Below are 25,157 nucleotides of genomic sequence, written 5' to 3'. Positions count from 1 at the left end.
ATGCGTCCCGCTCTTGCCTTTTGCCGCATCCGTCCCGCGCCGGTGCACAACGCAAATCAGTGCATTCCGAAGCGATAGCTCGCAGGCACAGGCTCCCCAGGGCACACTTCCTGCCACAGCTCTGCGATCCCGTCTTCCCCTTCGCGGATGTCCGGTATCTCGACGCCGTCCCGCAGCATTGCTGCTGTTTCCTCGCCCCTGCCGACGCCCGCAAGGGCGAGTGCCGTCAGGAAACGAACGCGTCCGACGTCGGACAATCCGTCAGGTGCCTCTGCCGCCAAGGCGAGTGCTTGCGTGGGGTTTCCGCGCCGGATGCTCAGCGTCATGGCTTCGCTGAGCAGTGGGACATTGAAGGGCTCGAGTCGGCTTGCCGTGGCAAGTTCGGCCAAGCCTTCGTCAACATTGTTGGTGGCAAGCAAGGCAAGGGCCCGGCCTCTGTGGGCGAGGACCGTGGAACAGGGTGAGAGGGTATTTGCCGCCAGCGCGTTGCCGTATCCAGCGATCGCGCCGGCGAGGTCCTGGCGGGCATGCTTCATCGTGGCCAGGTGGAAGTGTGCTTCCGCTCCCCCATCCTTTGCCAGGAGTTCTTCCCAATCCGCTCCAGCCACGAAACTCCCGGCGCCCGTGAAACTACCGCCTTCCAGCAGGCTGTGCCAAGGACCTGTTTCCTCGATGGCGTCGGGGGTCGCATCGTCGGCGAAGGGTGTACCGCTTTCGTCGAGCCACACGCGTCCTGAGCGTCGCCGTCGGGCACTCTCCAAAGCACCCCAAGCGCTGCCGCGCACCAGCATCTGGTCCGGCGGCAGCGCGTAGTTCCGCGTGGCTTCGGCGAGCGCCTCTTCCAGCTCCGCGTCCGGGACAAGGTCTTCGAGCCGGGCGCTGGCATGGGCCACGGCCTCGTCCCAATCCTGGCCATGGGAGGTTCCGGGATCCAGTTTGGCGTTGCCATAGGCCTCCACCCAGCTCCATTCGGCCCGGGCAGGCATCACCAGGTGCTCGAACTGGGTTTGCGCCAGCCCTGCTTGGATCTCGGCGTACGGGCCCGCCCCGGGGCTGAGCCATTCCTGCCAGCGCTTCCCGCCGTCGCCTTGACCCCAGACGAACAGCTTCTTCCCCCGCAGGAGGCTGGTGGACAGCATGGCGAGGCCGTCGCCGTCGTGGTCCACCGCCGTGATCCAATGCCGGTGTCCTGGCTGGATGTCGAAGAAGAAATCCGCAGCGTGCGGGCTGTTCACCAGCCAGGTGGCATCCATGCCCTGGTGCTCCGTGGGCCGGACGCGGGCGATGTCCGTGGTGTAGTCGCTGCCGAAAGCCTCGGAGGCGGGCGCAATCACACGTGTTTCAGATGTCTCGGGAACGGCCGCATTGCTCCACCAGTACATGGGGACGTCGTAGTCATGGGGGTTGCGGATCCGGACCGCCGCGAGCAGAACGTCCGAGTCCTCCGGAAGCCACATGTCCACTTGGAAAACCACTTCGCGGAGGCGTTCGAACTCCCACATCCGCAGAACGTCGTGGCCCTCGGGCGTTTTGACGATGGCCGTGTGCAAAGGATCGCAGGTGGTGGGCGAGTGCCCTCGGGTGCCAATATTCCATTCGATGCCCCCGGCGAACCACGCCTTGCGCAGCGCGATGTTCGCGAATTGCAGGGTCGCATGGGTGTGGAGGAGCTGCTTGCCCGAGGCCTTGTCGAAAAGTTCCCACAGCCGCCCGCCCAAGGTCGGAAGGACGACGGCCCGCAGCTTGCTGTTCTCAAGCACGACGGCGGGCAGTTCGTGGGCGGTCCGCTCGCGCGAGTAGCCGTCCTGCATCAAGTACGGGAACATGTTCGGCACTTGCCCATAGCGGGCTGCGGCCTGCAATTCCTCCGGGACGCCGTCGCCGATCCTGTACGGCTGGTCCAGTTCTGCCATGACAACCGGCAGTGGGCTGGTGGGACCCAACTGCGCCATGTTCAGGGTGATAGTGGAGAAGCTCAGGGTGCTTGCCTTGCCGCTCTTCTCGGTATGTTCGAACATCAGTGTTTTCCAATCGTCAACAGAAGCCCGCGCTTCGGCTCAATGGTGATGGGCTGGCCGGGCCTGTAGCTCGCGGCCGTTTGAAATCCTTCGATAAGGTGCACGGTCACCGGGCTCGAGGCGAGGGCCGCAGCCCCTTCTTCCGACAGCGCCGAGGCTGCTCCGCCGTCGAACACTAATGTCACGTCCACCGGCTCAGCCGCCCACGACGCGAGCGCCACTACTGCCGAGCCATCTGACGTCAGCCAGGTTGTCGCCAGAACCTCCGGATCGCTGCTCCGGATCGGCGCGTCGATTGCCCAATGTCCGATCATGGTGGCTTCTTCCAAGCCGTTGTTTGCCCAGAATCGCCACATCGGCCGGTTGTCGACGGCTGGAACCCTGCCCGTCATGCCGAACACCATGCCGCGCCAGGGATTGCCGCCATCCTGCAGCATCTCCCCCATGAGACCGAAGGGAATCCCGGAAAGCTCCACGAGCCAGTATTCGGGCGAGGTAATTTCGTAGTCGAAGTACTCCCCGAACCACAGCCTGTCCACATATGGCATGTGCTCCATGTACAGATTCGCCGAGGAGACGAACCCGTCCCGAGCGGTGAACTGGTTAGCCGAATGCAGATCGATATCCGGTCCTTCGGCAGTTCCACAGTTGCGCTCCAAGACTTTGCGGACCCGGAGCATGGTGTGGCGATCGTAGGCGATGTCATCGAGGTAGATGCCGTCCACGCCCGTGCGACGGACCAATTGCTCAAGGCTCCTCACGTAGAAGTTTTCCCAACGCGATTCCCCGCTCGTGACCACTGCGATGTCATCCACGTCGGACGCGAACCACGCCGACACGTAGCCCCTGCCGACATGTTCCTGCAGCCAGATGTGGCCGAGGCCCGGTCCATCGCTGAACACCTCGTGACTCAGGGAGAGCAACGGCAGCAGCTCGGGGCTACGGAAGGTCAGTTCCCGGACGGTGTTGTAGACCTTGGCCTTGAGGCCGCTCCGGTGGGCTTCCTGGACGTAGGCGGCCAGTCTTCCGGCCGTGAGAAGAGGATCGTTGATGTATGGTGCCGGCGCCGTGGCGTGGTGGACATTGACCACGGTGGCGCCTGACGCGGCAATGGCCTCCGGCTCGGCAGGGGCGTGGAAGAACCGGTTGGCCAGATGCTTGGAAGGGCTGATGGGTTTGAAAGGGGTGAGTAAGAGCCGGAAGTCGAAGTCCAGCGTCTCCCCCGTGGCCAGGGTGCGGCTGCCGCTGAAGGCGGACACCGTGACCGTTTCGCCCGCGGTCCGCAGCCCCACACCTCCCTGCACCATGCCGTCTTGCCCGTTGGCCCACGACGTCGGTTCCACCAGCGGCTTTTCCCGGTAGAAGTTCGTGTTGAGCGGCCGTTCATAGTTGCCGTCGCGCAGGGCAAGTTGGACACCTGCGTTCACGCTGCCCAGCCACAGCGAGTCCTGGTTGTGATTGGCCACCTCCCATGTCCACTCAAGAGTTTCGGGTCGTTTGCCCCCGGGAACGCCAAGTCCCATGGCGAGCGGAACCCTTGCCTCGTGGAAGTCGAGCCGCAAGCTGGCATCGTCCACCTCCAGCGGTTGCCCGGCGGTAACGCGCAGCGAAAAGGTACAGGCGCCGTCGGCCTCCAGGGTGCCGCGCAGCTCTGCTGATAGTCCGACGTCGGCCGGCTCGCCGATGCCGGCCGTCCACTGGGAGCGCCACGACACTTGGGCCGGGCCGTCGATCGTGAATTCCAGGGGCGAGTAACTCCATCGCTGAGCTTTCCCGCCTGTGGTGTCAGCAAGGGTGACGTCGAAGTGCAAAGGCTCGGCGAGCAGGTCGACGGCGGGGCCATCACAAGCGGTGACCGCGGATGTGAAAGTCGAGCTTAGCTGGGCCGGGAGGCCGGATTCCGCAAGCCGTACTTGGCGACCCAGGATGCTCAGCGTGCGGCCCGCTTCGTCGAGAAGCACCTCCGTGAACGGGGCGACGAGTTCGCGGTCCTGGGCCGCCGTCGAATCCAACCATGCAAGGCGCCGAAGGTACTTGGGCTCACCAAAACCGCCATCGAGAATGTCCGGATCGGCGTCGTCGAGCGCCAGGACCTCCAACGTAATAGCCACGGTGCTGGCTGCGGCGCCATCCGCCGCCACGGTAATACTTGCGGTGAGAGTGGTTCCGGCGGCGTCGAACGGGATGGGCAGGACGGTGTACAGGGCCTGGACTATGCCGCGCGGGGCGGTCAGCGTCCGGGACAAAGGCTGTCCCAAGCGGTCCGTCCCACGGGTGTTGAGGCAGTGTCCAGCCGTAGGCGGCTGCACTTCCACGGTGACGCCCGTGAGGTCTTGTATGGCGTAGAGGCCCACCTGCACGATGTAGTCCTCGCCGGGCTGCGCGACGTCGCTGAATTCCTTGCGTGGACCATCGATGGCCCAGTGCGCAGGGAGGGTGTCCCGCATGGCGAGGGGAGCGAGCCGGCCTTCCGGGAAGAGCAGGAAAGGTTCCGCAGGGTGCTGTTCGTGCAGGGCGGCCATTTCGTCTGCGGTGGCGGTGAAGTTCATGGGAGCGAAGGAATCCCGGGCGCTCGCGGCCTCATAGCGAATCGCCCGGGCGCTGGGGATGTGCTGTGCTGGCAGGCGCATTGGTTGCAGGTGCCAGGCGGACTGCTCGACGGCGGCGGCCCACTGCGGTTCCGCGGACGGCCTTCGCGGCAAGTACTGAGCCTGGGGGTAGTGGGGCTTTCCAAGCATCGCGTAGGGAAGATAGTAGAAGTAGTAGTCGCCGGGGCCATCCACTGGTTCGAAGACGAGCTGTCCGGACTCCCTCTCTGCGCGCTCCACCACGACGTTGCGGACTCGTCGGCCACTCTCCGCAGAGACAGCGATGATCTCCACGCTCGCTGGGTCATCGTCCTGGCGCCGCCAGGGCAGGATCACCCGACTCGCCGCAACCCCAGCGGCAGGGCGTGCCCCGTCGGCCCGCTCGCCTTCCGCGTCAGCTTGCTCGCCTCCCGCGTCCACTCGCACGACGAAGCGGTGGTTTCCATAGAGCATCTTGTCCCACGCCCCTGTTCCACACTCCACCTCCGGATGGCCCGAAAATTCCGAGCGGACAGCAGTATGGCCTAATTGCATCTTTATGACTCCTGAGTGGCATTTTCAATCGGAATATTGCATCCATCCTTGACCCCGGATGTCATCATGTAAAGGGTCATTGCAAAGCGCTATCGGAGTCATAGCGACCGGAGTGTTCAGAATTGGCCAAGAGGCGGGCTGGTGCGGAAAGCGCTGCCTAGCTTTAGCCGGTTCCGTGGTGCCTTCGGCCGGATCTCATCTGACAGCGGCGCGTGCGGCCCTCACCAGATCGCGGTCGGTGACCATGTACGCCGTCGGATCTGGAGAAGAATCCGCGGGTTTGGGCGAATTGTCCCGGTTCTTCCGGGCGGAAACCGTGGACCTGGCTGACAAGTGGACCGCACTCAGTCCCGCGGTGCGCAAGGCCGGGATATCGTCCAGGGCGAGTCCGCCGCCTGCCATGACCTCAAGCCGCCCCGCTGCCCGCTGGGCCATGCGCCCAAGCGTCGTGATCCCCGCTCCCACTGTGGCGGCACCCCCGGAGCTGAGCACCCGCGTGAATCCGAGTTCCACGAGCTGCTCGACGGCGGTTGCGGGCTCTCGTGTTTGATCGATGGCCCGGTGGAATGTCAGTTGGGCGTCGGGATTGGTCTCGAGGGCTGCATCAGCGAGCTTTCGTGTGGCCTGGACGTCGATTTCGCCGGCGGCCGTCAGAACCCCGATCACCACTCCGTGAGCTCCTTGGGTGAGCAGGAACCGGATCTCGCGATTCATGGTGTCCAGATCGGCGCTGGAGTACAGGAAATCCCCAGGCCGGCTGCGGATGAGCGGGTGGATCTCGAGCCTTCCGGCCACGGTTTCCTGTGCGGCGTCCATCAGGCCTTGGCTCGGAGTCAGTCCCCCGAGCTCCAAGGCGCTGCAGAGTTCAATCCGGTCCGCGCCTTCTTCAGCGGCAACGGCAGCACCCTGGGCACCGACGGCGACGATCTCGAGTTTCATGGGGAAACTCTACCGGCCATGCCGAGACCGCGTGGGTGCGGGCCGTGGACAGGAGCTAGGCCCGGTAGAATTCCAGCCGCTGCTTTTGCTCCGGAGTGAGCCTGCGGACCCGGCCGGTGGACTCATCCACGAAAGCAAGATGTGTGCTGGCTTTGACGCAGTCCTCGCCGGTCACGGGATCCTTGATGACGTAGTGGACGTCAAAGCTGGCACCCTTCACGGCACCCACCCAGATCTCGACAACTGCCGGTACGTTCCGGTATTCCAAGGTGCGCACATACCGGACCTTGTGCTCCACCACAAGGGTCATGACTCCATCTTCAACATCGTTGAAAATGGAGACAGGTGGCTCCACCCCGGGCAAACCTGCGCCGCGGGGCGGACCGAAGGCCGCGATACGGGCCTCCTCCAACATGCGGACGATCTGGACGTTGTTGATGTGCCCGTAGGCGTCCATGTCGCCCCAACGCATGGGCACGAGGACCTTGATGCGCTGTCCGTGCCCTGATGAATCCGTTGCTGACTCAGCGTCCGGGTTCTGCGTGGCGTCCGGTACCGACGCGCCGGCCGGGTTCTGCGTGGCGTCCGGTACCGACGCGCCGGCCGGGTTCTGCGTGGCGTCCGGTACCGACGCGCCGGCCGGGTTCTGCGTGGCGTCCGGATCCGCCCCTGCCACTACTCCGGTATCCGCGCTCAGCTGTGCACCGCCGTCGAATCATCCACAGCGACTTCCTCGGCATCCTCACCGGCAAACTGCGACACGTACAGGCGATAGTACGCTCCCTGCAATGCGAGCAGTTCGTTGTGGTTGCCCTGCTCCACGATGCTGCCGTTTTCCATCACCAGGATGGTGTCGGCGTCGCGGATGGTGGACAAACGGTGGGCGATGACGAAGCTGGTGCGGTCCGTGCGGAGGGCAGCCATGGCTTTCTGCAGGAGCAACTCGGTACGGGTGTCAACGGAGCTCGTGGCCTCGTCCAGGATCAGCAGCGATGGATCGGAAACGAAGGCCCGGGCGATGGTGATGAGCTGCTTCTCGCCCGCACTGACGTTGTTGCCTTCCTCGTCGATGATGGTCTGGTAGCCGTCCGGTAGGGCCCGCACGAAGCGGTCCACGTATGTGGCCTTGGCCGCTTCCATGATCTGCTCCTCTGTGGCGTCGAGGTTGCCGTACTTGATGTTGTCGTAGATGGTCCCGCCGAACAGCCAAGCATCCTGGAGCACCATTCCCACCTTGGAGCGAAGCTCGGATCGGCTCAGCTCCTTGATGTCCACCCCGTCCAGGGTGATACGCCCCGAGTTGAGTTCGTAGAACCGCATGACGAGGTTGACCAAGGTGGTCTTGCCAGCGCCCGTGGGTCCGACGATCGCCACGGTGTGTCCCGGCTCGGCGCTGAGGGACAGGTCCTCGATCAGCGGCTTGTCGGCAACGTAGCTGAAGGACACGTTCTCGAATTCGACGTGGCCGTCCGTGCGCGGGGGCAGGTGACGGGCCGCGTTCTCCGGGATTTCCTCGTCGGCATCCAGGAACTCGAAGACACGTTCAGCCGAGGCGACACCGGACTGCAGCATGTTGGCCATGCCGGCGATCTGCCCGAGGGGCTGGGTGAATTCACGCGAGTACTGGATGAACGCCGTGGCATCGCCAAGGCTCATGGAGCCGGAGGCCACACGCAGGCCGCCGACGACGGCGATGCCCACGTAGGACAGGTAGGAGACGAAGTTCATGGCCGGGAAGATGATGCCGGAAACGAACTGTGCCCCGAACGAAGCCTTGTAAAGAGCTTCGTTGCGTTCGTCGAAACGCTCCAGCATGTCCGCGTCGCGCCCGAAGACTTTCACGAGCTCGTGGCCGGAGAACGATTCCTCGATCTGGCCATTGAGCGAGCCGGTGTTCTTCCACTGGGCGGCGAAGAGCTTCTGGCTGCGCGCGCCGATCACGCCCGCAAGCACACCGGAGAGCGGCAAGGCAACCAGTGCGATCAGGGCCAGCTGCCAGGACACGATGAACATCATGACGGTGATGCCCAAAACCGTGAGCACCGAGCTGACCAGCTGCGCGAACGCCTGCTGGAGCCCTTGCTGGACGTTGTCGACGTCGTTGGTCACCCGGGAGAGGATGTCGCCGCGCTGGCGGGTGTCGAAGTAGTTCAGGGGCAAGCGGTTGAGCTTGGCCTGGACGTCATTGCGAAGGCGGTTGATGACCTTCATGACGATCTTGTTCAGGATGTAGCCCTGGGCCCACAGGAAGATGTTGGCCACGAAGTACATCAAGAGCACGATCGAGATCAGGAACGTCAGCTTGGAGAAATTGATCCCGTTGGTGAGCTCCATCTTGGAGACCATGTCTGCGAAGTTGTTCTGGCCGGCGCGGCGGAGTCCTTCGGCGAAGGCCGCTTGGCTCACGCCGGGAGGCAATTGCTTGCCCATGACGCCACCGAAGATCACGTCCATGGCGCTGCCGAGGATCTTAGGGGCGATGACGTTCAGGACAACGGAGACCACCACGAGGCCGATGACGAAGACCACACCTGCGGCCTCGGGCCTAAGCAGCCCCAGGAGCCGCTTCGCCGACGGCCCGAAAGCCTTGGCCTTCTTGGCCGGCAGGTTGCCGAACATGCCGCCGTCGGCTTCGCCTGGAGTGTATTCGGTTTCCTCGATGTCGTCATCTTCCACGGCTGTTATGGCACCGACTGCGTCCTTTGCTTCCGCAGTTTCGCGCTCTGCCGTGGCTGCCCCGGCCTTCGCGGCCCAGCCTCGTTTTTGCTGGTTCTGTTCGCTCATGCCACTTCCTCCGCGCTCAGCTGGGATTCGACGATCTCCTGGTACGTGGGTGACGTTTCCAACAGCTCATCGTGGGTGCCCCGGTCAACGATTCTGCCGTTGTCCAGGACGAGGATCTGGTCCGCATCCGCAATGGTTGAGACGCGCTGGGCCACGATGATGACCGTGGCTTCCTGCGTCTTCTCCTTCAGCGCCCTGCGAAGGCGGGCGTCCGTGGCCACATCCAAGGCCGAGAAGGAGTCGTCAAAGAGATAGACCGTGGGTTGTGTCACCAGGGCCCGGGCGATGCAGAGGCGCTGCCTCTGGCCGCCGGAGACGTTGGTGCCGCCTTGCGCCACCCGCCGGTTAAGGCCGGAAGACTTTTCCATCACGAAGTCCTTGGCCTGCGCGGTTTCCAACGCATCCCAGAGTTCCCGGTCCGTGGCATCGGTCTTGCCGAAACGCAGATTATGCTCGATGGTTCCGGAGAACAAGTACGGCTTCTGCGGCACGGTGGCCACACGGCTGGTGATTTCGTCGCGGTCCAGGCTGGTGACCGGAACGCCGTCGAGCAATACATCGCCGGACGCGACGTCGTACAGTCGCGGCAGGAGCGACACCAAGGTGGTCTTGCCGGCGCCTGTGGATCCTATGATGGCGAGGGTCTGGCCCGGCTCAGCCGTGAAAGAGATGTTGCTCAGCACGGGAGCTTCAGCGCCGGGGTATTTGAAGGTGACGTCGCGGAATTCGACGCGGCCTTTCTTCTCCGCGGGCACCACGGGCGCCTCCGGATCGTGGATGGAGGGTTCGACGTCGAGGACCTCGCCGATGCGGTCCGCGCAGACGGAGGCACGCGGGATCATCATCGCCATGAAGGTACCCATCATCACGGCCATGAGGATCTGCAGGAGGTATTGCAGGAAGGCCGTCAACGAGCCCACCTGCATGTTGCCCGCATCAACCCTTTGGCCGCCGAACCACAGCACTGCTGCCGTGGAAAGGTGCAGGATCATTCCGATGGCCGGGAACATCAAGACAAACAGGTTGCCGATCTTGACCGAAACCAAGGTGAGATCCTTGTTGGCGTCGCCAAAGCGCTCGGCCTCGTAAGGTTCACGTACGAAGGCCCGCACCACCCGGATACCGATGATCTGTTCGCGCAGCACACCGTTGATGGCATCGATCTTCTTCTGCATGGAGCGGAAGAGCGGCATGAGCCTGACCACGAGGTAACCAACCACTGCCACGAGGACCGGCACCGAAACCCAGACAAGCCAGGAGAGGCTGAGGTCCTCGCGCAGGGCCATGATGATGCCGCCGACGCACATGATGGGCGTGGACACCATGAAGTTCAGGCCCATCAGCATGAGCATCTGGACCTGCTGGACGTCATTGGTGCCGCGGGTGATCAACGTGGGCGCGCCGAAGCTGTTGACGTCCTTGGCCGAGAAGCTGCTGACCTTGCGGAAGACATCCCTGCGCAAATCGCGGCCCATGGCCATCGCCACGCGGGAACCGAAATAGACCCCGGCGATGGCCGCAATGACCTGGCCGAGCGCGACCGCGAGCATCAGGGCACCGGTCTGCCAAATGTAATTGGTGTCTCCCCGGGAAACCCCTTCATCGATGATCTTGGCGTTGAGGCTAGGAAGGTAGAGGGTTGCGATGGTGGACGCCAACTGGAAGATGATGACGGCCAGTATCTGCGGCAAATACGGTTTGGAGTAGCGCCGTATCAGGGTGACAAGCATGCCCACGGATCCTTAATGAGAGAGTGCGCGAATGACTTAATACATGGATAGCAGCAGGCGCTGACAGTATTAGTCCCTCAACTCTACGAAATCCGTTGCCTCAGCGAAATATCGTTAGCCGAATATCATCCTTGCGGCGTACCTGAACCGCCGCAGCGCTTCCACGCCCGCTACAGCGGCTCCTGGCCCGAGTGACGCTCTAGCCTGCGTGCCGGCCAGTTTCCCCTGCCCTCGAGGCTTCGCCCGCGATGAGCAGCAGGGCTGCCCTTTCCTGGCGGCGACGCTCACGCTTGAGTTCCTTGCGCAGCGCGGCCAACTCCTCAGCGGTCCGCGACTGCTCGACGGCGGTGGCCTGCTGTTCGTGCACGCGCACCTGGAGCTCGCGCTGTGCCTGGCTCAGCTGAAGCTGTTGCTCAGCCAGCAGCCTCTGGGTCCGGGCAAGCTGGTCCTGGACCTCGCGCAGGCCAGCGGCAGGATCGGGCCGTTCCTGCGTCAGGATCCGGGCGAACTCAAGGTCCAGATCATCGTGCTCTTTCTTGGCCGCCGCGCGGGCGCGGCTGGCACCCAACGGAGTGCCGCCGTCGTCGGCTGCTTGGGGAAGTTCAGTGGATTCGACGACGGGCAGCGCGGAGGTGTCCAGTGTCATCGCGGCCTCGCCGGAAGCGTTTGCCAGCAATTCCTTCGCAGGCGTTGCGTCCACGGTCTTCCGGAGCGGAACTTCCTTGATGAACAGCACCGCGAGGAAAGCGACCACGGCAATGGCCGCTGAGATGAGGAAGATCTGGGCGGTTGCATCGCCATACGCTGCACGCATAATGTCCCGGATCGGGGCAGGCATGTCAGCAAGATCCATGCTTCCACCGCCTGACCCACCGCTCACGGGGATATGGGCTGCGGCGAGGCCTTTGGTGGCAAGGTCCTTGACGTGCGTGGCCATGATGGCACCGAGGACAGAGACACCGATCGCACCTCCGACGGAGCGGAAGAATGCCACGGACGCGCTGGCTGTTCCGATGTCCTGGGCGCGGACCGTGTTCTGGACAGCGAGGACCAGGTTCTGCATCAGCAAGCCAAGGCCCAGGCCGAAGATGGCGGTGTAGCAGCAGGTGATCCACAGTTCCGTGGTGTGGTCGATGGTGCCGGTGAACGCGAGGCCGCCGGCCAGCAGCACAGTGCCCGCCAGGAGGAATCGCTTCCACTTGCCGAAGCGGCTGATCAGCTGGCCGGACGCCACTGAGCCCAAGAGGTTGCCCGCAATCATGGGCAGCGTCAGAAGGCCTGCCTCGGTGGGCGTGGCCCCGCGGGCTACCTGGAAGTACTGGCCAAGGAACGTGGAGGAGCTGAACATAGCGATACCGACGGCCACGGAGGCCAGGATCGCCAAAGCGGTGGTGCGCTGCGAGATGATCTTCAACGGGATGATGGGCTGGGCCACTTTGGATTCGACCAGCACCAGCAGTGCCAGCAGAAGCACGCCGCCGCCCACCATGAGGGCCGACTGCCAGGAGATCCAGTCGTAGTAGTCCGGGTTGCCAGCGAAGGAAACCCAGATGAGGAGCAGGCTCACGCCCGAGGTCAGCAGGATGGAACCGAGCCAGTCGATCTTGGCGGGGCGCTTGATGTGCTGGATCTTGAGGGTCACCTGGAGCAGGATGAGTGCGACGACGGCGAGCGGCACGCAGACGAAGAACGTCCAGCGCCAGCCGAGCGGGCTGTCGACGATGAACCCGCCGAGGAGCGGCCCGCCTGCGGTACCGACGGCCATGACGGCGCCCATGTAGCCCGAGTACTTGCCACGGTCGCGCGGCGGAATCATGGTGCCGATGATGGCCTGGGCCAAGGCGGTGAGGCCGCCCAAGGCGATGCCCTGGATGACGCGGGCGGTCAGCAGGAAGGGAATGCTCTGGGAGAAGCCGGCCATGACCGAGCCGGCCACGAAGATCACGATACTCAGCTGGACCAGGAGCTTCTTGTCGAAGAGGTCGGCGAGCTTGCCCCAAATGGGCGTGGTGGCGGCGTTGGCCAGCAGCGCCGCCGTGATGACCCACGCGAAGTCCGTCTGCGTGCCGTGGAGATCGGACATGATGGTGGGCAGGGCGTTGGCCACGATGGTGCTGCTCAGGATAGCGGTGAAGAATGCCGCGAGGAGGCCCGTCAAGGCCTCCATGATCTGGCGGTGCGTCATGGGCGCGGATGTCGCGGGCACCGCCGTCGAACGTTCCTGTATTCGGGTTGCCATTGCTGCTGCTCCTAAGCTGTGTGGTTCGAGTGGTGGGAGCCGGCCGCCGTTGCCCGGACTGAGTGATTGAGTGATGTGGTCAATTTCTCCAGGATCTGCCCTGCCTCCAGGGCGTCTTCCTCGCTCCATTCCGCGAGGTAGGCCCGTAAATTGAGGCTGCGCTGTTCTTCGAAGTCCCGGACCTTTTCAATGCCGGTTTCGGACAAGGCCACCAACTGGGCCCGGCCATCCGCGGGATCTGGACGCCGGATCACCAAACCGAGTTCCTCCAGTTCGGCGATGTGCCTGCTGAGGACCGGGGGGCTGACGCCGAGCCGGGAGGCAAGCTTCGTAGCCCGGGACTCCCCCTCGCCGATGAAGCGCATAACACCCTGTAGGGCGAACCCGACGTCGGCATCCTTCGCGATGTTCGCGGTCACGATGCAACGCAGCACCCGCTGCAGATCGAAAATCTGATGGACGAGTTCGGTTGCTGTGCTGGATGCGACAGCCATGGAAGACACCTCACTTTTGTTTGCCTAAAGCAACTATACGCCAAATTGATTGCTTTGGGAAACTAATGATGTGTGAGGTGCGTTAAACACCAAGCGCGAGCTGGCAGCTAATGCCCTCATCTTTCGAAAAAGGGGTCACTATCTGCCAGCTCGCGCTGGGGTGTGAAGCGTCTGGAGTGTCAGTCGCCCAAGTGCGTGGGGCCGAACATCTTCAGGAGGGTTTCAACCACGACGACGTTGGGACCGTCCGCGGCGAAACCGTCCCGGAGCGCGTCCCCGACTTCCTCCGGGGCGACACGCCGGGCCGGGACACCGAAGGCCTCGGCGAGCTTGACGAAGTCCGGGCGGGCGAGCTCGGTGGCGGTGGCCTTGCCGAAGGCGCCCACCATGTATTCACGCAAGATGCCGTAACCGCCGTCGTCCACGATCAGCCAGGTCACCGGGATGTTGTGCTGTTTGGCGGTGGCCAGCTCGGAGATCGAGTACATGGAGGAGCCGTCGCCGGAGACTGCCAGCACGCGGCCCGGTTTACCCACGGTTTCGAGTCCCACTGCGCCGCCGATGGCTGCCGGGAAGCCGTAGCCGAGGCCACCTGCGCCCTGTGCCGAGTGGAACTGGCCCTCGCGGGAATCCCAGCAGCTCCATGCCCAGTACGCGGAGATCGTCATGTCCCAGAAGGTCTGCATTTCGGCCGGAACGGCCTCGCGGATATCGGCCATGAACTTCAGTTCCTTGCCGAGGTCCTGTTCTTCAAGTCGCGCCCTGACCTTGGCCAGGGACTCCTTGACGAGGTCCTCGGGCGAGGTTCCGTGCCAGCTCGGGCTGGCGCCGGCCGTGCCAGCAGGGGCCAAGGCTTCGTCCAGTGCCGCGAGGGCCTGGCCGGCGTCAGCGCGGATGCCCAAACCGGGGCGGTTGGACTCCAGGACCCGGGGTTCGGCGTCGATCTGGATAATGCGCCCGCGAGGCTCGAAGGTGAAGTAGTTGGACGTGACTTCACCCAGGGAAGAGCCGATGACGATCAGCACGTCGGCGTCCTCAAGGACGTCCGTCATGTGGCGGTCCTCGATCCACGATTGCAGGGACAGTTCATGGCTCCAAGGGAACGCTCCGTTGCCGCCGGGCGTGCAGATCACCGGAGCGCGGAGTTTCTCGGCGATCGAGAGGAGGGACTTCTCAGCGCGGCCACGGCGCGTGCCGCCGCCGGCAATGATCGCCGGACGCTCCGCCGTCGAGAGCCATTTCACGGCTTCGCGGATCAGTTCCACGCGCGGCGGGTTGTCGGCCGCTTCGGCGAGGGCGTCTTCCACCGGCGGGACCATGATGGGGTCCAGGAGCACGTTCTGCGGGATCTCGATCCACACGGGGCCTTGCGGGGAGGAAATGGCCTCGGTCCAGGCGTCCTGGATGGCCGAGGGAATCCCGGAAGCGTGCTGGATGAGGCGCTGGCTCTTGGTGACGTTCGCGGCCGAGGCCTTCTGGTCATCGAGCTGGTGCAGCATGCCCTTGCGGCGCGCCCCCAGGCCCTCCAGCGGGATCTGGCTCGCCACGACCACCATCGGCACGCCGGTCGCATACGCTTCCTGGAGCCCGGCCAGGGACGTCAGCGCGCCCGGACCGGTGGACAAGAACAGCACGCCGACTTCGCCCGTGGCACGGGAATACCCATCGGCGGCGAAAGCGGAATTGTTCTCCACTCGGGAGGACACGAAGTGCAGATTGCCGCGGCCCATTGCGTCGAACAAACCCAGGGCGTGCTGGCCCGGGATCCCGAAGACGGTCTTCGCGCCAAGCGCTTCAAGGGTCTCGACGACGAGGTCCCCGCCGTTGCGCTGATCCGTCACTTCGCGACCGCCGGGGCGAAACCGGCCGGGCGGCGGGATTCTTGGCCGAGGGCCTGGGCAGCGTAGCCGTTCGGGGCGCCGTGGCGGTTACCTTCAACGGCGTTGTCCGCCATGAGGGTGACGAGTTCGTAAGCGACGTGGCTACCTGCGACACCCGTGATCTCAGCGTGGTCGTAGGCCGGGGCAACCTCGACGATATCCGCGCCCACCAGGTTCATGCCACGGAAACCGCGGATGATTTCGAGGAGCTCGCGGCTGGTGATGCCGCCGGCCTCCGGAGTACCCGTACCCGGCGCGTGGGCCGGGTCCAAGACGTCGATGTCCACGGAAATGTACAGCGGACGGTTGCCGATGCGATCGCGGATCTTGGCCACGGTTTCCAGGACGCCCTGGTAGTAGACGTCCGCCGAGGTGACGATGCCGAAGCCGAAGCGGTGGTCGTCGTCGAGGTCTTTCTTGCCGTAAAGCGGGCCGCGGGTACCGACGTGGCTGATGGCTTCGGTATCGAGGATGCCTTCTTCAACGGCCCTGCGGAACGGGGTGCCGTGCGTGTATTCGGCGCCGAAGTAGGTGTCCCATGTGTCCAGGTGGGCATCGAAGTGCAGCATGGCCACGGGCTCGCCGGCGCGTTCGGCGGCTGCACGGAGCAGCGGCAAGGCGATGGTGTGGTCGCCGCCGAGCGTCACGAGCTTGCTTCCGTTGGCGGTCAGGTCCAGCGCGTTCTGCTGGATGGTCTCGATGGCCTCGTTGATGTTGAAGGGGTTCACCGCCATGTCCCCGGCGTCGGCAACCTGGATGTTTTCAAAGGGGCTGACGTCCCATGCGGGGTTGTACGGGCGGAGCAGGCGGCTGGCTTCACGCACGTGATTGGCGCCGAAGCGGGCTCCGGGGCGGTAGGAAACACCGGAATCGAAGGGGACGCCGACAACGGTGACGTCGGCCTTGGACACCTGGTCCAGCCTGGGCAGGCGGGCATAGGTGGCAGCACCGGCGTAGCGCGGGATTCGGGCCGAATCAATCGGACCAAGGTTGCCGTTGGCCTCAATACGAAGCTCTTCCAAAATGCGCCACTCCTTCAGTGAATAGGTGAGATCGGGTTTTGACTGTGACACCAATCATACACTCAAGTTGTCTTATATGCATCACTTGTTTACATATGAATGCATTTCATGATGGTGACCCCCATCACATGATGCGTAAAGATTCCATAAAAACGGGCATTCCCTCCCCGACGCCCCCGTACGCTCCATCTGGAGCAGCTTCCAGGCTGCGCGAAAGGACTATGTGACAACGCTGACCAGGCCACCTGCCGAACCCGCTGACCGGCGCAAGCCCACGGGCGAAATCAAACAGGGGCAATTCAAGCGATGGTTGCTTGACGGCATGCCCGAGACGTCGGGAAAGCGGCAAGGTCCGCACGGAAAACCGGACGAGGACCACACTCCCCAGTCTTGGTGGAAGGTCATGTGCCTTACGGGCGTCGACTACTTCTCCACCCTCGGCTACCAACCCGCGATTGCAGCACTTGCGGCTGGCATCGTCTCGCCGCTCGCCACGATTGTCCTGGTCGCCGTCACCCTGCTTGGCGCCTTGCCGGTCTACCGGCGGGTCGCTTCCGAGAGCCATCGCGGCGAAGGCTCCATCGCGATGCTTGAGCGGCTCCTCCCCCGCTGGGGCGGCAAACTCTTCGTGCTGGCGCTGCTGGGCTTCGCTGCCACGGACTTCATGATCACCATGACCCTCTCCGCCGCGGACGCGAGCGCCCACGCCATCGAAAATCCGTTCGCGCCGCAATGGCTCCACGGGCAGGAAATCACCATCACCCTGGCGCTCATCGCCGGCCTTGGCGTGGTGTTCCTGCGCGGATTCAAGGAGGCCATCAACGTCGCCGTCGTGCTCGTGGGCGTGTATCTGGTACTGAACGCCGTCGTCGTCGTTGTCGGCCTGACGCACGTGGTGACCGAGGCACATGTGGTGACCGACTGGTGGGCCGCCCTGAACCAACAACACGGGAACCCGTTGATCATGGTGGGCATCGCACTCCTGGTCTTCCCGAAACTCGCGCTGGGCCTCTCAGGCTTCGAGACCGGCGTCGCGGTCATGCCACAGATCAAGGGTTGCCCCAGTGACACGGAAGAAAATCCCGCGGGCCGCATCCGCGGCACCCACAAACTACTCACGACGGCGGCGCTCATCATGAGTGCCTTCCTGGTGGCTTCGAGCTTCATCACCACGTTCCTGATCCCGGCCGCTGAATTCCAGCCGGGAGGGAAAGCAGACGGACGAGCCCTTGCATTCCTTGCGCACCAATTCTTGGGCGACGGCTTCGGCACGGTCTATGACATCAGCACCATCGCCATCCTGTGGTTCGCCGGTGCTTCCGCCATGGCCGGCCTGCTGAACCTCGTGCCGCGCTATTTGCCGCGCTTCGGCATGGCCCCGGCCTGGACCAAGGCCGTCCGACCGCTGGTCCTTGTCTTCACCGCCGTTGCCTTCATCATCACGCTGGTCTTCAAAGCCAATGTGGAAGCCCAAGGCGGCGCCTACGCCACGGGTGTGCTGGTCCTCATGACCTCCGCCTCGATCGCGGTCACCCTGTCCGCCCGCCGGAAGATGCAGAAAGGCAAGACCATCGCATTCGGCGCGGTGGCCGTGGTCTTCGCTTACACCACGGTGGCCAACGTGGTGGAGCGACCGGATGGCATCAGGATCGCGGCGCTGTTCATCCTTGGCATTGTCCTGGTGAGTTTCGCTTCGCGGATACGCCGGTCCTTCGAACTGCGGGCTACGCACATCAAAATGGACCAGATGGCACTCGAATTCACAGCCTCCAATGAGGAAGGCCCCATACGGATCATCGCTCACGAGCCCAAGCGGCTGAGCGCCGACCGGTACCAGTTGAAGCTGCAGCATGCCCAGCAAGCCAACCATTTGCCGGAAGACAGCCACGCGATCTTCATCGAAATCATCGTGGATGACAGCTCGGACTTTGAGCAGGAACTCCTGGTGGAAGGGAAGCGCCGGCACGGCTTCAAGATCCTGGAGATCCACAGCAACAATGTGCCCAACACGCTGGCCGCGGTGCTGCTCCACATCCGCGACGTCACGGGTCTCATGCCGCACATCTATTTCCGCTGGACCGAAGGCAATCCGATCGCCAACCTGAGCAAATTCCTCTTTTTCGGCGAGGGCGAGATTGCCCCGGTAACTCGCGAAGTGCTGCGCGAAGCCGAACCGGACATCACGCGCAGGCCCTGGGTGCACGTGGGCTGAACATGGCAGTGTTGGTGCCGCACCACGAGGTGCGGCACCAACACAGTCTTTCCAGCTGATGGCCCCTAGCTGATCGCGGAGGCGCCACGCTCCCCGGTCCGGACGCGCACCGCCTGGGATACGTCGATTGTCCAGATCTTGCCGTCCCCAAACTGGCCCGTACTGGCGCCGGAGATGATGGCGTCCACGATTCCGTCCACCAGATCGTCGGTGGCCAGGACCTCCACCCGGATTTTCGGGAGGAGATCGGAGTTGTACTCCGCGCCGCGGTAAACCTCGATGTGGCCCCGCTGTTGGCCGTAGCCGTTCGCCTGGCTCACCGTCATCCCGTTGACTCCGAAGCGCTCCAGGGCGTCACGGACCTCGTCGATCCTCTCCGGCCGCACTATCGCGGTAACGAGCTTCACGTCGAGGCCCTGCTACGGCTCAGCTCCGTTTCCTCGACTTTGTCTGCCGTTTCTTCCTTGCCCGCTGTCACGGGCGTTTTGCCGTTCTGAGGTTCTCCGGGATTGAAGGATCCGCCAACCATCACCAGCTCGTATGCGGTTTCCGCGTGCTCCGTGATATCGATGCCCGCCAATTCCTCGTGCTCTTTGACGCGCATGCCCACTGTCTTGTGGATGGCCAGACCAATGAGCGTGGTCATGATCGCAGTCCACGCGGTCACCATCAGCGCAGTCAATATCTGGGGCCAGAATTGAGTCAGGCCGCCGCCGTATAAGAGGCCGCCTTCAGTCTTTGCCGAGGGTACGGCGAAGAATCCGAGGGACAGGGTCCCCCACAGACCGCCGACAAAGTGCACGGCAACCACGTCCAGGGAGTCGTCCAGGCCGATCTTGAACTTCAGCCCGATGGCTAGTGCGCAGACGGCACCCGCGACGACACCGATGACGATGGCGCCAATGGGGTCCACGAATCCGCACGCCGGAGTGACTGCCACCAAGCCCGCGACGGCGCCGGATGCGGCACCGAGGGACGTCGCATGGCCATCCCGGAGCCGCTCTACGAGAAGCCAGCCCAGGAGCGCGGCGCTTGTGGCCAAGAGGGTGTTTGTCCAGGCGAGCGCGGCGATTCCGTCAGCAGCCAGTTCCGAACCGGCGTTGAATCCGAACCACCCGAACCACAGCAAGCCGGCCCCAAGCATCACGAAGGGGAGGTTGTGCGGCCGGATGTTGGGGTCCTTCATGAATCCGAGCCGTTTGCCGAGCACTACTGCAAGCATTAGCCCGGCCATGCCGGCGTTCATGTGCACTACGGTGCCACCGGCAAAGTCAAGGGCCGAGATCTTGCTGCCGATGATCCCGGTGGATCCGAAGAGCCCGCCACCCCAGACCCAGTGGGCAATGGGTGCGTAGACGAGGGTGACCCAGAGGCCGGCAAACAGCAGCCATGGGCCAAACCTCACGCGTTCAGCCACCGCGCCACTGATCAGGGCTACCGTGATGATGGCGAAAGTCGCTTGGAATCCGATGAAGACCATGTCCGGCAGCCCCGGGGCTTTCCCGCCGATGACGCTGGTCAAACCGCTGAGTCCGAAGTTCGCGAAGGGGTCTCCGATGAAGCCGCCTAGGGTATCCGGTCCGAACGCTAGTCCGTAACCCCACAGGGCCCAGACCACCGCGACCACGCCAATGGCGCCAAAGCTCATCATCATGATGTTGAGGACGGACTTCATCCTGACCAGGCCGCCGTAGAAGAACGCCAAACCTGGCGTCATGAGAAGGACGAGGGCGGAAGCTGCAAGCATCCAGGCTGTTGCGCCGGGATCCAGGGTCTGGGGGCTCACATCCAGCCCTACGCTAAAGAATGCTGAGTTCATTTCGGGAGCCTTCCTGCATATACGGCGCTCCATGGCGCCCGCACGGCGAGACCATTTTTAAAACGAACAGGTCCTGGTACCTCACGAGGTACCGACCTTGACGAGTTGCGTTCACTCGAACGTACAGCCGCCCTGTTTCGGTCTTCGGCAAGAATTATTTCAAGCACGTAACGCAGAAGGCCCGTGGGTTAAATTCTGAAGTCACCCAGGTTTCCGGCTTGTTACGCTCCGCGCGTCGAAGGGAGCCAGCATCAGCGGCTGGCTGCCGGCACCAGTATCCAGAGCACCTCAACGGGCTCGTCCGTGGGGTTGACCCAGGTGTGGGGCTCGCGGCCCGGGAAGGACAAGGTGTCCCCCTCGTCGAGCTCGTACTCCTCATTGGTGAGAATCAACTTGATGCGCCCCTTGACCACGTGCAGGACATCGACGTCGCAATCAACGGCGTAAAGCTCGGCTTCTCCGCGGCCCCGGGGCTCGATGGTTGCCTGCAGAATCTGCAGCCGCCGCTCTGAGCGGGCGGTCAGGAGCCGCTCCACGATCCCCTGGCCACCGAGCGAAATCCGCGGACCATCGTCCCGCCGGGTCAAGTGCGTTTCGGGGGCGGCAAAAAGCTCGCCAATTGATACTGAAAGGACTTGGCAAAGCGTCACAAGGGAAGCAACCGATGGCGATGTCAGGTCCCGCTCGACTCGGCTCAGGAAACCCTTGGTCAGGCCGGTCGCATCCGCGACCTGTTCTATGGTCAGCCGCTGTGATTGGCGGGCGGCACGGATTCTGGAACCGATGGCAACGGGTACATTGCTTGGTTCAACGGGGAGAGCCTTCATTCACGAACCTTTCAGGCCGTTGCTACGGCCCTATCATTGCAGCAATAGTAGCCGGATCGCTGGCATGGCGACTCTTTTGGATGGAGTGGGCAACGCCGGAGCGTCTCGTGGTGATGGCGGCGTCTTGACTGTTACTCGCATCACTACGTATCCTCATAGGCAACAAGTGTTGTTTGTGAGGCACACTTCACAGACCACTCTCCCCAATCACCAGCGCAGAGACCATCCGCAGCCCGCGAGGATACCCAGCGGGACCGGCGTCGGATCCCCAAGAACTCTGCGCATCAGCCTCAGGAGCCAACCATGGACTCTTCGTTCATCAATATTGCGATCGTGGTGGTGTACTTGCTTGCCATGCTGGCCTTTGGCTGGTGGGGCAAGTCGCGCACCAAGAACAACAGCGACTTCCTGGTGGCGGGACGGCGCCTCGGCCCGATGCTCTACACCGGCACCATGGCCGCCGTGGTCCTTGGCGGCGCATCAACGGTTGGTGGCGTCGGCCTCGGCTACAAGTTCGGCATCTCCGGCATGTGGCTGGTAGTGGCCATCGGCTCTGGCGTGCTCCTCCTGAGCCTGCTTTTCGCCGGCACCATCCAGCGGCTGAAGATCTACACGGTCTCCCAGATGCTGAGCCTGCGCTACGGCCAGCGTGCCACGCAGACCTCCGGCATCGTCATGCTTGCCTACACCCTCATGCTGTGCGCCACGTCCACGGGCGCCTACGCCACCATCTTCGTTGTCCTCTTCGGCTGGGAGCGCTGGCTAGCCATCGCCGTCGGCGGAGCAATCGTCCTGGTCTACTCCACCATCGGCGGCATGTGGTCCATCACCCTCGCCGACCAGGTGCAGTTCATCATCAAGACAATCGGGATCTTCTTCCTCATGCTCCCGTTCGTCCTCAACGCCGCAGGCGGCTTCGACGGCATCCGTGCCCGGGTTGACGCCAGCTTCTTCCAGTTGGACGGCATCGGAGCGCAGACCATCATCACCTACTTCGTGGTCTACACCCTTGGCTTGCTGATCGGCCAGGACATCTGGCAACGCGTCTTCACCGCCAAGACCCCCAAGGTGGCCCGTTGGGGTGGCGCCACCGCCGGCGTCTACTGCGTCCTTTACGGCGTGGCCGGCGCCCTGATCGGCCTGGCCGCCCGCGTGGCCCTGCCCAACATCGATGTCAAGGCCCTCGGCAAGGACGTTGTCTACGCCGAGGTGGCAACGCACATCCTGCCGATCGGCATCGGCGGCCTGGTCATGGCCGCAGCGGTCGCCGCCATGATGTCCACCGCCTCCGGCGCCCTCATTGCCGCAGCCACGGTGGCCCGCGCTGACGTTGTCCCATTCGTGGCCAGCTGGTTCGGCAAGACGATCAACACCGACGACACCGAGAACCCCGAGCACGACGTCAAGGCCAACCGGTACTGGGTCCTTGGCCTGGGCATCGTGGCCGTCTTGATCTCGATGGCGGCGCAAGACGTCGTGGTTGCCTTGACTATCGCCTACGACATCCTGGTGGGCGGCCTCTTGGTCGCGATCCTGGGTGGCTTGGTCTGGAAACGCGGCACGGGCATCGCCGCGGCTTGGTCCATGGCGGTCGGGTCCATACTGACGCTGGGCCTGCTGATCGCTTACGCTACGGGAATCATTCCCAGCGAAGACGGCGTCTACGCAAACGATCCCATCTATTGGGGCCTCGGCGCCTCATTCGCCGTCTACTTGGTAGTCTCCCTTCTCACGCCTCCCACGGAACCCGCGGTCCGCGAAGCATGGGACCGCCGCGTTGCCGGAGCGGTCACGGAAGAACTCCCGTTGGAGGTCCACCCGGTGGCCAGCCACTGAGCATCACAGGATAAATCACGACGGCGGCGCCGCACCTTCTCGTTCGAGGGGTGCGGCGCCGCCGTCGTGATTGGAGTCCTTAATGCGGAGGCCCCGGGTGCGGGCCTGCCTGTACAGTAGGAAGAGCTTCAAGAGATGTGGCGCCAAGCTCCGACTTGCCATACGCCAACCCCATGTTCACGGGTGGTTCGGATGAAGAAGCGGCCCGACCCGGACCAGAGACAACCGAGCGGGCAAGAGCAACTCCACCAGGAGAAGGCAATGCCTTTGGAAACCGGCACCACCCCCACGGCCAGCCACACCACACCACCAAGCACCCTGCCCGCGCCCCGCGCCCGACGGGTTGACGAGTTCGTCCGTGTGATTCCCGGCGTCGACCTTTCCCAAGGTTCCATCACGTTCGTGGTGGACGGAAACCTGGAACGCTATTGGCATCATGAGCCTCGGCTCATTACCGAAGCCCTCTCACAAGCAGTGCAGCCTGCCCGCTGGTTCCCGGCCACGCGGAAGCTCACGCTGACGGTGGCCGCAACCGGGTACCGGGCGGGCGTGGAACGTCACTTCATCCTCAGCGCCTTTTAGCTACCCACACTCAGCGAGTCGGGGCTATTCGATCTCTCCAGCCTCACGGTGTTCGTCGACGTCGAGCGGAACCGGCCGTTCGTCGTCGTCGAGGACCTCGGATTGTTCTTCCCAGTCCTCGTCCACCTCCAGGTCCTCGTTGTAGTCGTAGGCGGGATCGGCCTCGACCGTGGGACGGTCGGGGTGGCGGGCGTGGGTCTCGGTGCTGTCCATGGTGCAACCTCCGTTCGACGTGCCGCTGAGCCCATCGCCAGGCAGATCAGGCAGCCGGTCACCACGCCACCGGCGCCAATGCGTGGACCCTGTCCATCCATCCCAGCACTGCCCCATCCGGTGGTCAAGGCTTCGCGGGAGCCTCCGGCGTTTTTGAGGCACACCTAAAACGCCGAGTAAGGATTACCGGCCGAAAAACCGCGGAAATTGGCGATAAAGTGGACGTGCAATGAGGCGATGAAGCCCGCCCCAGCAACCCAGGAGTCCCGGTGCACCCGCACGCAAAAACCCCGCAATCAGACAGTCCGTTTGACTCAAGCAGTCCATCGCAAGACGCAGCAGCCACCAAGACTCCCCCGCCGTCGTCGGACCTCAAGCGCTGGCGGCAGTACTTGGCGGACGAACGCGCCGAGGCCGCTGTGTACCGCCAACTGGCGCAGCGCCGCGATGGTGAGGAGCGCGAGATCCTGCTGGCCCTCGCAGAGGCCGAAGGCCGCCATGAGGCACACTGGCTCAAGCTCCTCGGCGAACACGCGGGGATGCCGAAAGCAGCCTCCATCCGTAGCCAGCTGCTTGGCTTCCTGGCGCGGAATTTCGGTTCGGTGTTCGTCCTGGCCCTCGCGCAAAGGGCGGAAGGCCGCTCCCCTTACGCGAAGGATCCCGCGGCAACGCGAGCCATGGCGGCCGACGAACAGATCCACGAAGAAGTTGTCCGCGGCCTGGCGACGCGCGGCCGCAACAGGTTGTCCGGCACCTTCCGCGCCGCGGTATTCGGTGCCAACGACGGCCTGGTCAGCAACCTTTCCCTCGTGATGGGCATGGCCGCCACCGGCGTTCCCGCCACTGTGGTCCTCTTCAGCGGCATCGCCGGCCTCCTGGCAGGCGCACTGTCCATGGGTGCCGGCGAATATGTCTCGGTCCGCTCGCAACTGGAGCTCCTCAAGGCCACCCGCCCCACCCAGGCCACGCTGACCGCCGCCCCGTCCCTGGACCTCGAACACAATGAGCTCGTCCTGGTGTATTTGGCCCGGGGCATGTCCCACGAGGCCGCCGAACACCGGGCCGCCGAACGCATGGGCCTCTACAGCTGCGATTGCGATCCCAGCCTCTCGCTGGATCCCGAGGCTGAAGAAACCGTGAACGAGCACGAAGCAGTTGGCTCCGCTTGGGGCGCTGCCATCTCCAGCTTCTGCTTCTTCGCCTCGGGCGCCATTGTGCCGATCCTGCCGTTCATCTTCGGCATGACAGGCTTCGCTGCGCTTGCTGTGGCCGGTACGCTGGTGGGCATCGCGCTTCTGTCGACTGGCGCCGTCGTCGGCTTGTTATCCGGAACCTCGCCGCTGACCCGCGGCCTCCGGCAGCTCGCCATCGGACTCGGCGCGGCCGCGGCCACGTATGGGCTGGGGCTCGTTTTCGGCGCTGTCATCGGTTAGTAGCGTC

The 25,157-nt window shown here is 63.8% G+C and carries 18 protein-coding genes and 1 riboswitch; of the genes, 4 read left to right on the top strand and 14 right to left on the bottom strand.

The window, feature by feature from the left end; all coding sequences use genetic code 11:
- Positions 1–56: 56 nt before the first annotated feature.
- The 10 genes from LFT43_RS04535 to speB all read right to left on the bottom strand — a co-directional run bounded on the left by LFT43_RS04535 (position 57) and on the right by speB (position 16,228).
- Complete coding sequence (locus LFT43_RS04535; RefSeq protein ID WP_395801353.1) at positions 57–2,018, bottom strand: DUF5107 domain-containing protein; 1,962 nt, start codon at positions 2,016–2,018, stop codon at positions 57–59.
- Positions 2,018–5,140, bottom strand: a complete 3,123-nt coding sequence (locus LFT43_RS04530; RefSeq protein ID WP_395801352.1) for a glycoside hydrolase domain-containing protein — start codon at positions 5,138–5,140, stop codon at positions 2,018–2,020. The genes LFT43_RS04535 and LFT43_RS04530 overlap by 1 nt, the downstream gene beginning before the upstream one ends.
- Before the next feature lie 195 nt (positions 5,141–5,335).
- Entirely contained in the window at positions 5,336–6,079 is a 744-nt protein-coding gene (locus LFT43_RS04525; RefSeq protein WP_395801351.1) for a copper homeostasis protein CutC, read from the bottom strand.
- A gap of 55 nt (positions 6,080–6,134) precedes the next feature.
- A complete protein-coding gene (locus LFT43_RS04520; RefSeq protein WP_395802892.1) occupies positions 6,135–6,551 on the bottom strand; it encodes an acyl-CoA thioesterase in 417 nt (138 codons plus the stop codon).
- 221 nt (positions 6,552–6,772) lie between these two features.
- Positions 6,773–8,863: an ABC transporter ATP-binding protein gene (locus LFT43_RS04515; RefSeq protein ID WP_395801350.1), complete on the bottom strand. Its 2,091-nt coding sequence runs from the start codon at positions 8,861–8,863 to the stop codon at positions 6,773–6,775.
- Positions 8,860–10,593, bottom strand: coding sequence for an ABC transporter ATP-binding protein (locus tag LFT43_RS04510; protein WP_395801349.1), 1,734 nt, complete (start codon positions 10,591–10,593; stop codon positions 8,860–8,862). Before LFT43_RS04510 ends, LFT43_RS04515 begins: the two co-directional genes overlap by 4 nt.
- A gap of 199 nt (positions 10,594–10,792) precedes the next feature.
- On the bottom strand, positions 10,793–12,832 hold the full coding sequence (locus LFT43_RS04505) for an MDR family MFS transporter (RefSeq protein ID WP_395801348.1): 2,040 nt from the start codon (positions 12,830–12,832) through the stop codon (positions 10,793–10,795).
- 11 nt (positions 12,833–12,843) lie between these two features.
- Positions 12,844–13,326, bottom strand: a complete 483-nt coding sequence (locus LFT43_RS04500; RefSeq protein ID WP_395801347.1) for a MarR family winged helix-turn-helix transcriptional regulator — start codon at positions 13,324–13,326, stop codon at positions 12,844–12,846.
- 179 nt (positions 13,327–13,505) lie between these two features.
- Positions 13,506–15,167: a thiamine pyrophosphate-binding protein gene (locus tag LFT43_RS04495; RefSeq protein WP_395801346.1), complete on the bottom strand. Its 1,662-nt coding sequence runs from the start codon at positions 15,165–15,167 to the stop codon at positions 13,506–13,508.
- Positions 15,164–16,228 carry an agmatinase gene (gene speB, locus LFT43_RS04490; protein ID WP_395802890.1) on the bottom strand — a complete coding sequence of 355 codons (1,065 nt, stop codon included), beginning with the start codon at positions 16,226–16,228 and terminating at the stop codon, positions 15,164–15,166. Before speB ends, LFT43_RS04495 begins: the two co-directional genes overlap by 4 nt.
- Positions 16,229–16,451: 223 nt before the next feature.
- Here speB and LFT43_RS04485 point away from each other — a divergent pair, with 223 nt between their 5' ends.
- Entirely contained in the window at positions 16,452–18,440 is a 1,989-nt protein-coding gene (locus tag LFT43_RS04485; RefSeq protein WP_395801345.1) for an amino acid transporter, read from the top strand.
- Between the two features lie 65 nt (positions 18,441–18,505).
- Here LFT43_RS04485 and LFT43_RS04480 read toward each other — a convergent pair whose 3' ends face one another.
- The 3 genes from LFT43_RS04480 to LFT43_RS04470 form a co-directional block, all read right to left on the bottom strand.
- Complete coding sequence (locus LFT43_RS04480) at positions 18,506–18,847, bottom strand: P-II family nitrogen regulator (RefSeq protein WP_395801344.1); 342 nt, start codon at positions 18,845–18,847, stop codon at positions 18,506–18,508.
- Positions 18,844–20,259, bottom strand: a complete 1,416-nt coding sequence (locus LFT43_RS04475; protein WP_395801343.1) for an ammonium transporter — start codon at positions 20,257–20,259, stop codon at positions 18,844–18,846. Before LFT43_RS04475 ends, LFT43_RS04480 begins: the two co-directional genes overlap by 4 nt.
- 251 nt (positions 20,260–20,510) lie before the next feature.
- Entirely contained in the window at positions 20,511–21,086 is a 576-nt protein-coding gene (locus LFT43_RS04470; protein WP_395801342.1) for a helix-turn-helix domain-containing protein, read from the bottom strand.
- Positions 21,087–21,389: 303 nt separating this feature from the next.
- On the opposite strand from LFT43_RS04470, the gene LFT43_RS04465 reads away from it, so the two are divergent.
- Complete coding sequence (locus tag LFT43_RS04465; RefSeq protein WP_395801341.1) at positions 21,390–22,922, top strand: sodium:solute symporter; 1,533 nt, start codon at positions 21,390–21,392, stop codon at positions 22,920–22,922.
- Between the two features lie 126 nt (positions 22,923–23,048).
- Positions 23,049–23,168, top strand: a riboswitch (SAM riboswitch).
- A gap of 15 nt (positions 23,169–23,183) precedes the next feature.
- Entirely contained in the window at positions 23,184–23,504 is a 321-nt protein-coding gene (locus tag LFT43_RS04460) for a hypothetical protein (RefSeq protein ID WP_395801340.1), read from the top strand.
- Positions 23,505–23,528: 24 nt separating this feature from the next.
- On the opposite strand, the gene LFT43_RS04455 is transcribed toward LFT43_RS04460, so the two are convergent.
- Positions 23,529–23,717, bottom strand: a complete 189-nt coding sequence (locus tag LFT43_RS04455; RefSeq protein ID WP_395801339.1) for a hypothetical protein — start codon at positions 23,715–23,717, stop codon at positions 23,529–23,531.
- Between the two features lie 269 nt (positions 23,718–23,986).
- Between LFT43_RS04455 and LFT43_RS04450 the strand changes: the two genes are divergently transcribed.
- Complete coding sequence (locus LFT43_RS04450; RefSeq protein WP_395801338.1) at positions 23,987–25,150, top strand: VIT1/CCC1 transporter family protein; 1,164 nt, start codon at positions 23,987–23,989, stop codon at positions 25,148–25,150.
- Positions 25,151–25,157: the final 7 nt, after the last annotated feature.

Origin of the sequence: Arthrobacter sp. FW306-04-A (assembly GCF_044358315.1) — a bacterium.
Taxonomy (GTDB): Bacteria; Actinomycetota; Actinomycetes; order Actinomycetales; family Micrococcaceae; genus Arthrobacter.
The sequence above is the reverse complement of the archived record's forward strand: the minus strand, read 5'-3'. Positions and strand labels throughout refer to the sequence as shown.

What these genes read in the sequence shown, in the direction of transcription:
- LFT43_RS04535 (WP_395801353.1), bottom strand. Translation starts at nt 2,018, where the DNA reads ATGTTCGAACATACCGAGAAGAGCGGCAAGGCAAGCACCCTGAGCTTC.
- LFT43_RS04530 (WP_395801352.1), bottom strand. Translation starts at nt 5,140, where the DNA reads ATGCAATTAGGCCATACTGCTGTCCGCTCGGAATTTTCGGGCCATCCG.
- LFT43_RS04525 (WP_395801351.1), bottom strand. Translation starts at nt 6,079, where the DNA reads ATGAAACTCGAGATCGTCGCCGTCGGTGCCCAGGGTGCTGCCGTTGCC.
- LFT43_RS04520 (WP_395802892.1), bottom strand. Translation starts at nt 6,551, where the DNA reads ATGCGTTGGGGCGACATGGACGCCTACGGGCACATCAACAACGTCCAG.
- LFT43_RS04515 (WP_395801350.1), bottom strand. Translation starts at nt 8,863, where the DNA reads ATGAGCGAACAGAACCAGCAAAAACGAGGCTGGGCCGCGAAGGCCGGG.
- LFT43_RS04510 (WP_395801349.1), bottom strand. Translation starts at nt 10,593, where the DNA reads ATGCTTGTCACCCTGATACGGCGCTACTCCAAACCGTATTTGCCGCAG.
- LFT43_RS04505 (WP_395801348.1), bottom strand. Translation starts at nt 12,832, where the DNA reads ATGGCAACCCGAATACAGGAACGTTCGACGGCGGTGCCCGCGACATCC.
- LFT43_RS04500 (WP_395801347.1), bottom strand. Translation starts at nt 13,326, where the DNA reads ATGGCTGTCGCATCCAGCACAGCAACCGAACTCGTCCATCAGATTTTC.
- LFT43_RS04475 (WP_395801343.1), bottom strand. Translation starts at nt 20,259, where the DNA reads ATGAACTCAGCATTCTTTAGCGTAGGGCTGGATGTGAGCCCCCAGACC.
- LFT43_RS04470 (WP_395801342.1), bottom strand. Translation starts at nt 21,086, where the DNA reads ATGAAGGCTCTCCCCGTTGAACCAAGCAATGTACCCGTTGCCATCGGT.
- LFT43_RS04465 (WP_395801341.1), top strand. Translation starts at nt 21,390, where the DNA reads ATGGACTCTTCGTTCATCAATATTGCGATCGTGGTGGTGTACTTGCTT.
- LFT43_RS04460 (WP_395801340.1), top strand. Translation starts at nt 23,184, where the DNA reads ATGCCTTTGGAAACCGGCACCACCCCCACGGCCAGCCACACCACACCA.
- LFT43_RS04455 (WP_395801339.1), bottom strand. Translation starts at nt 23,717, where the DNA reads ATGGACAGCACCGAGACCCACGCCCGCCACCCCGACCGTCCCACGGTC.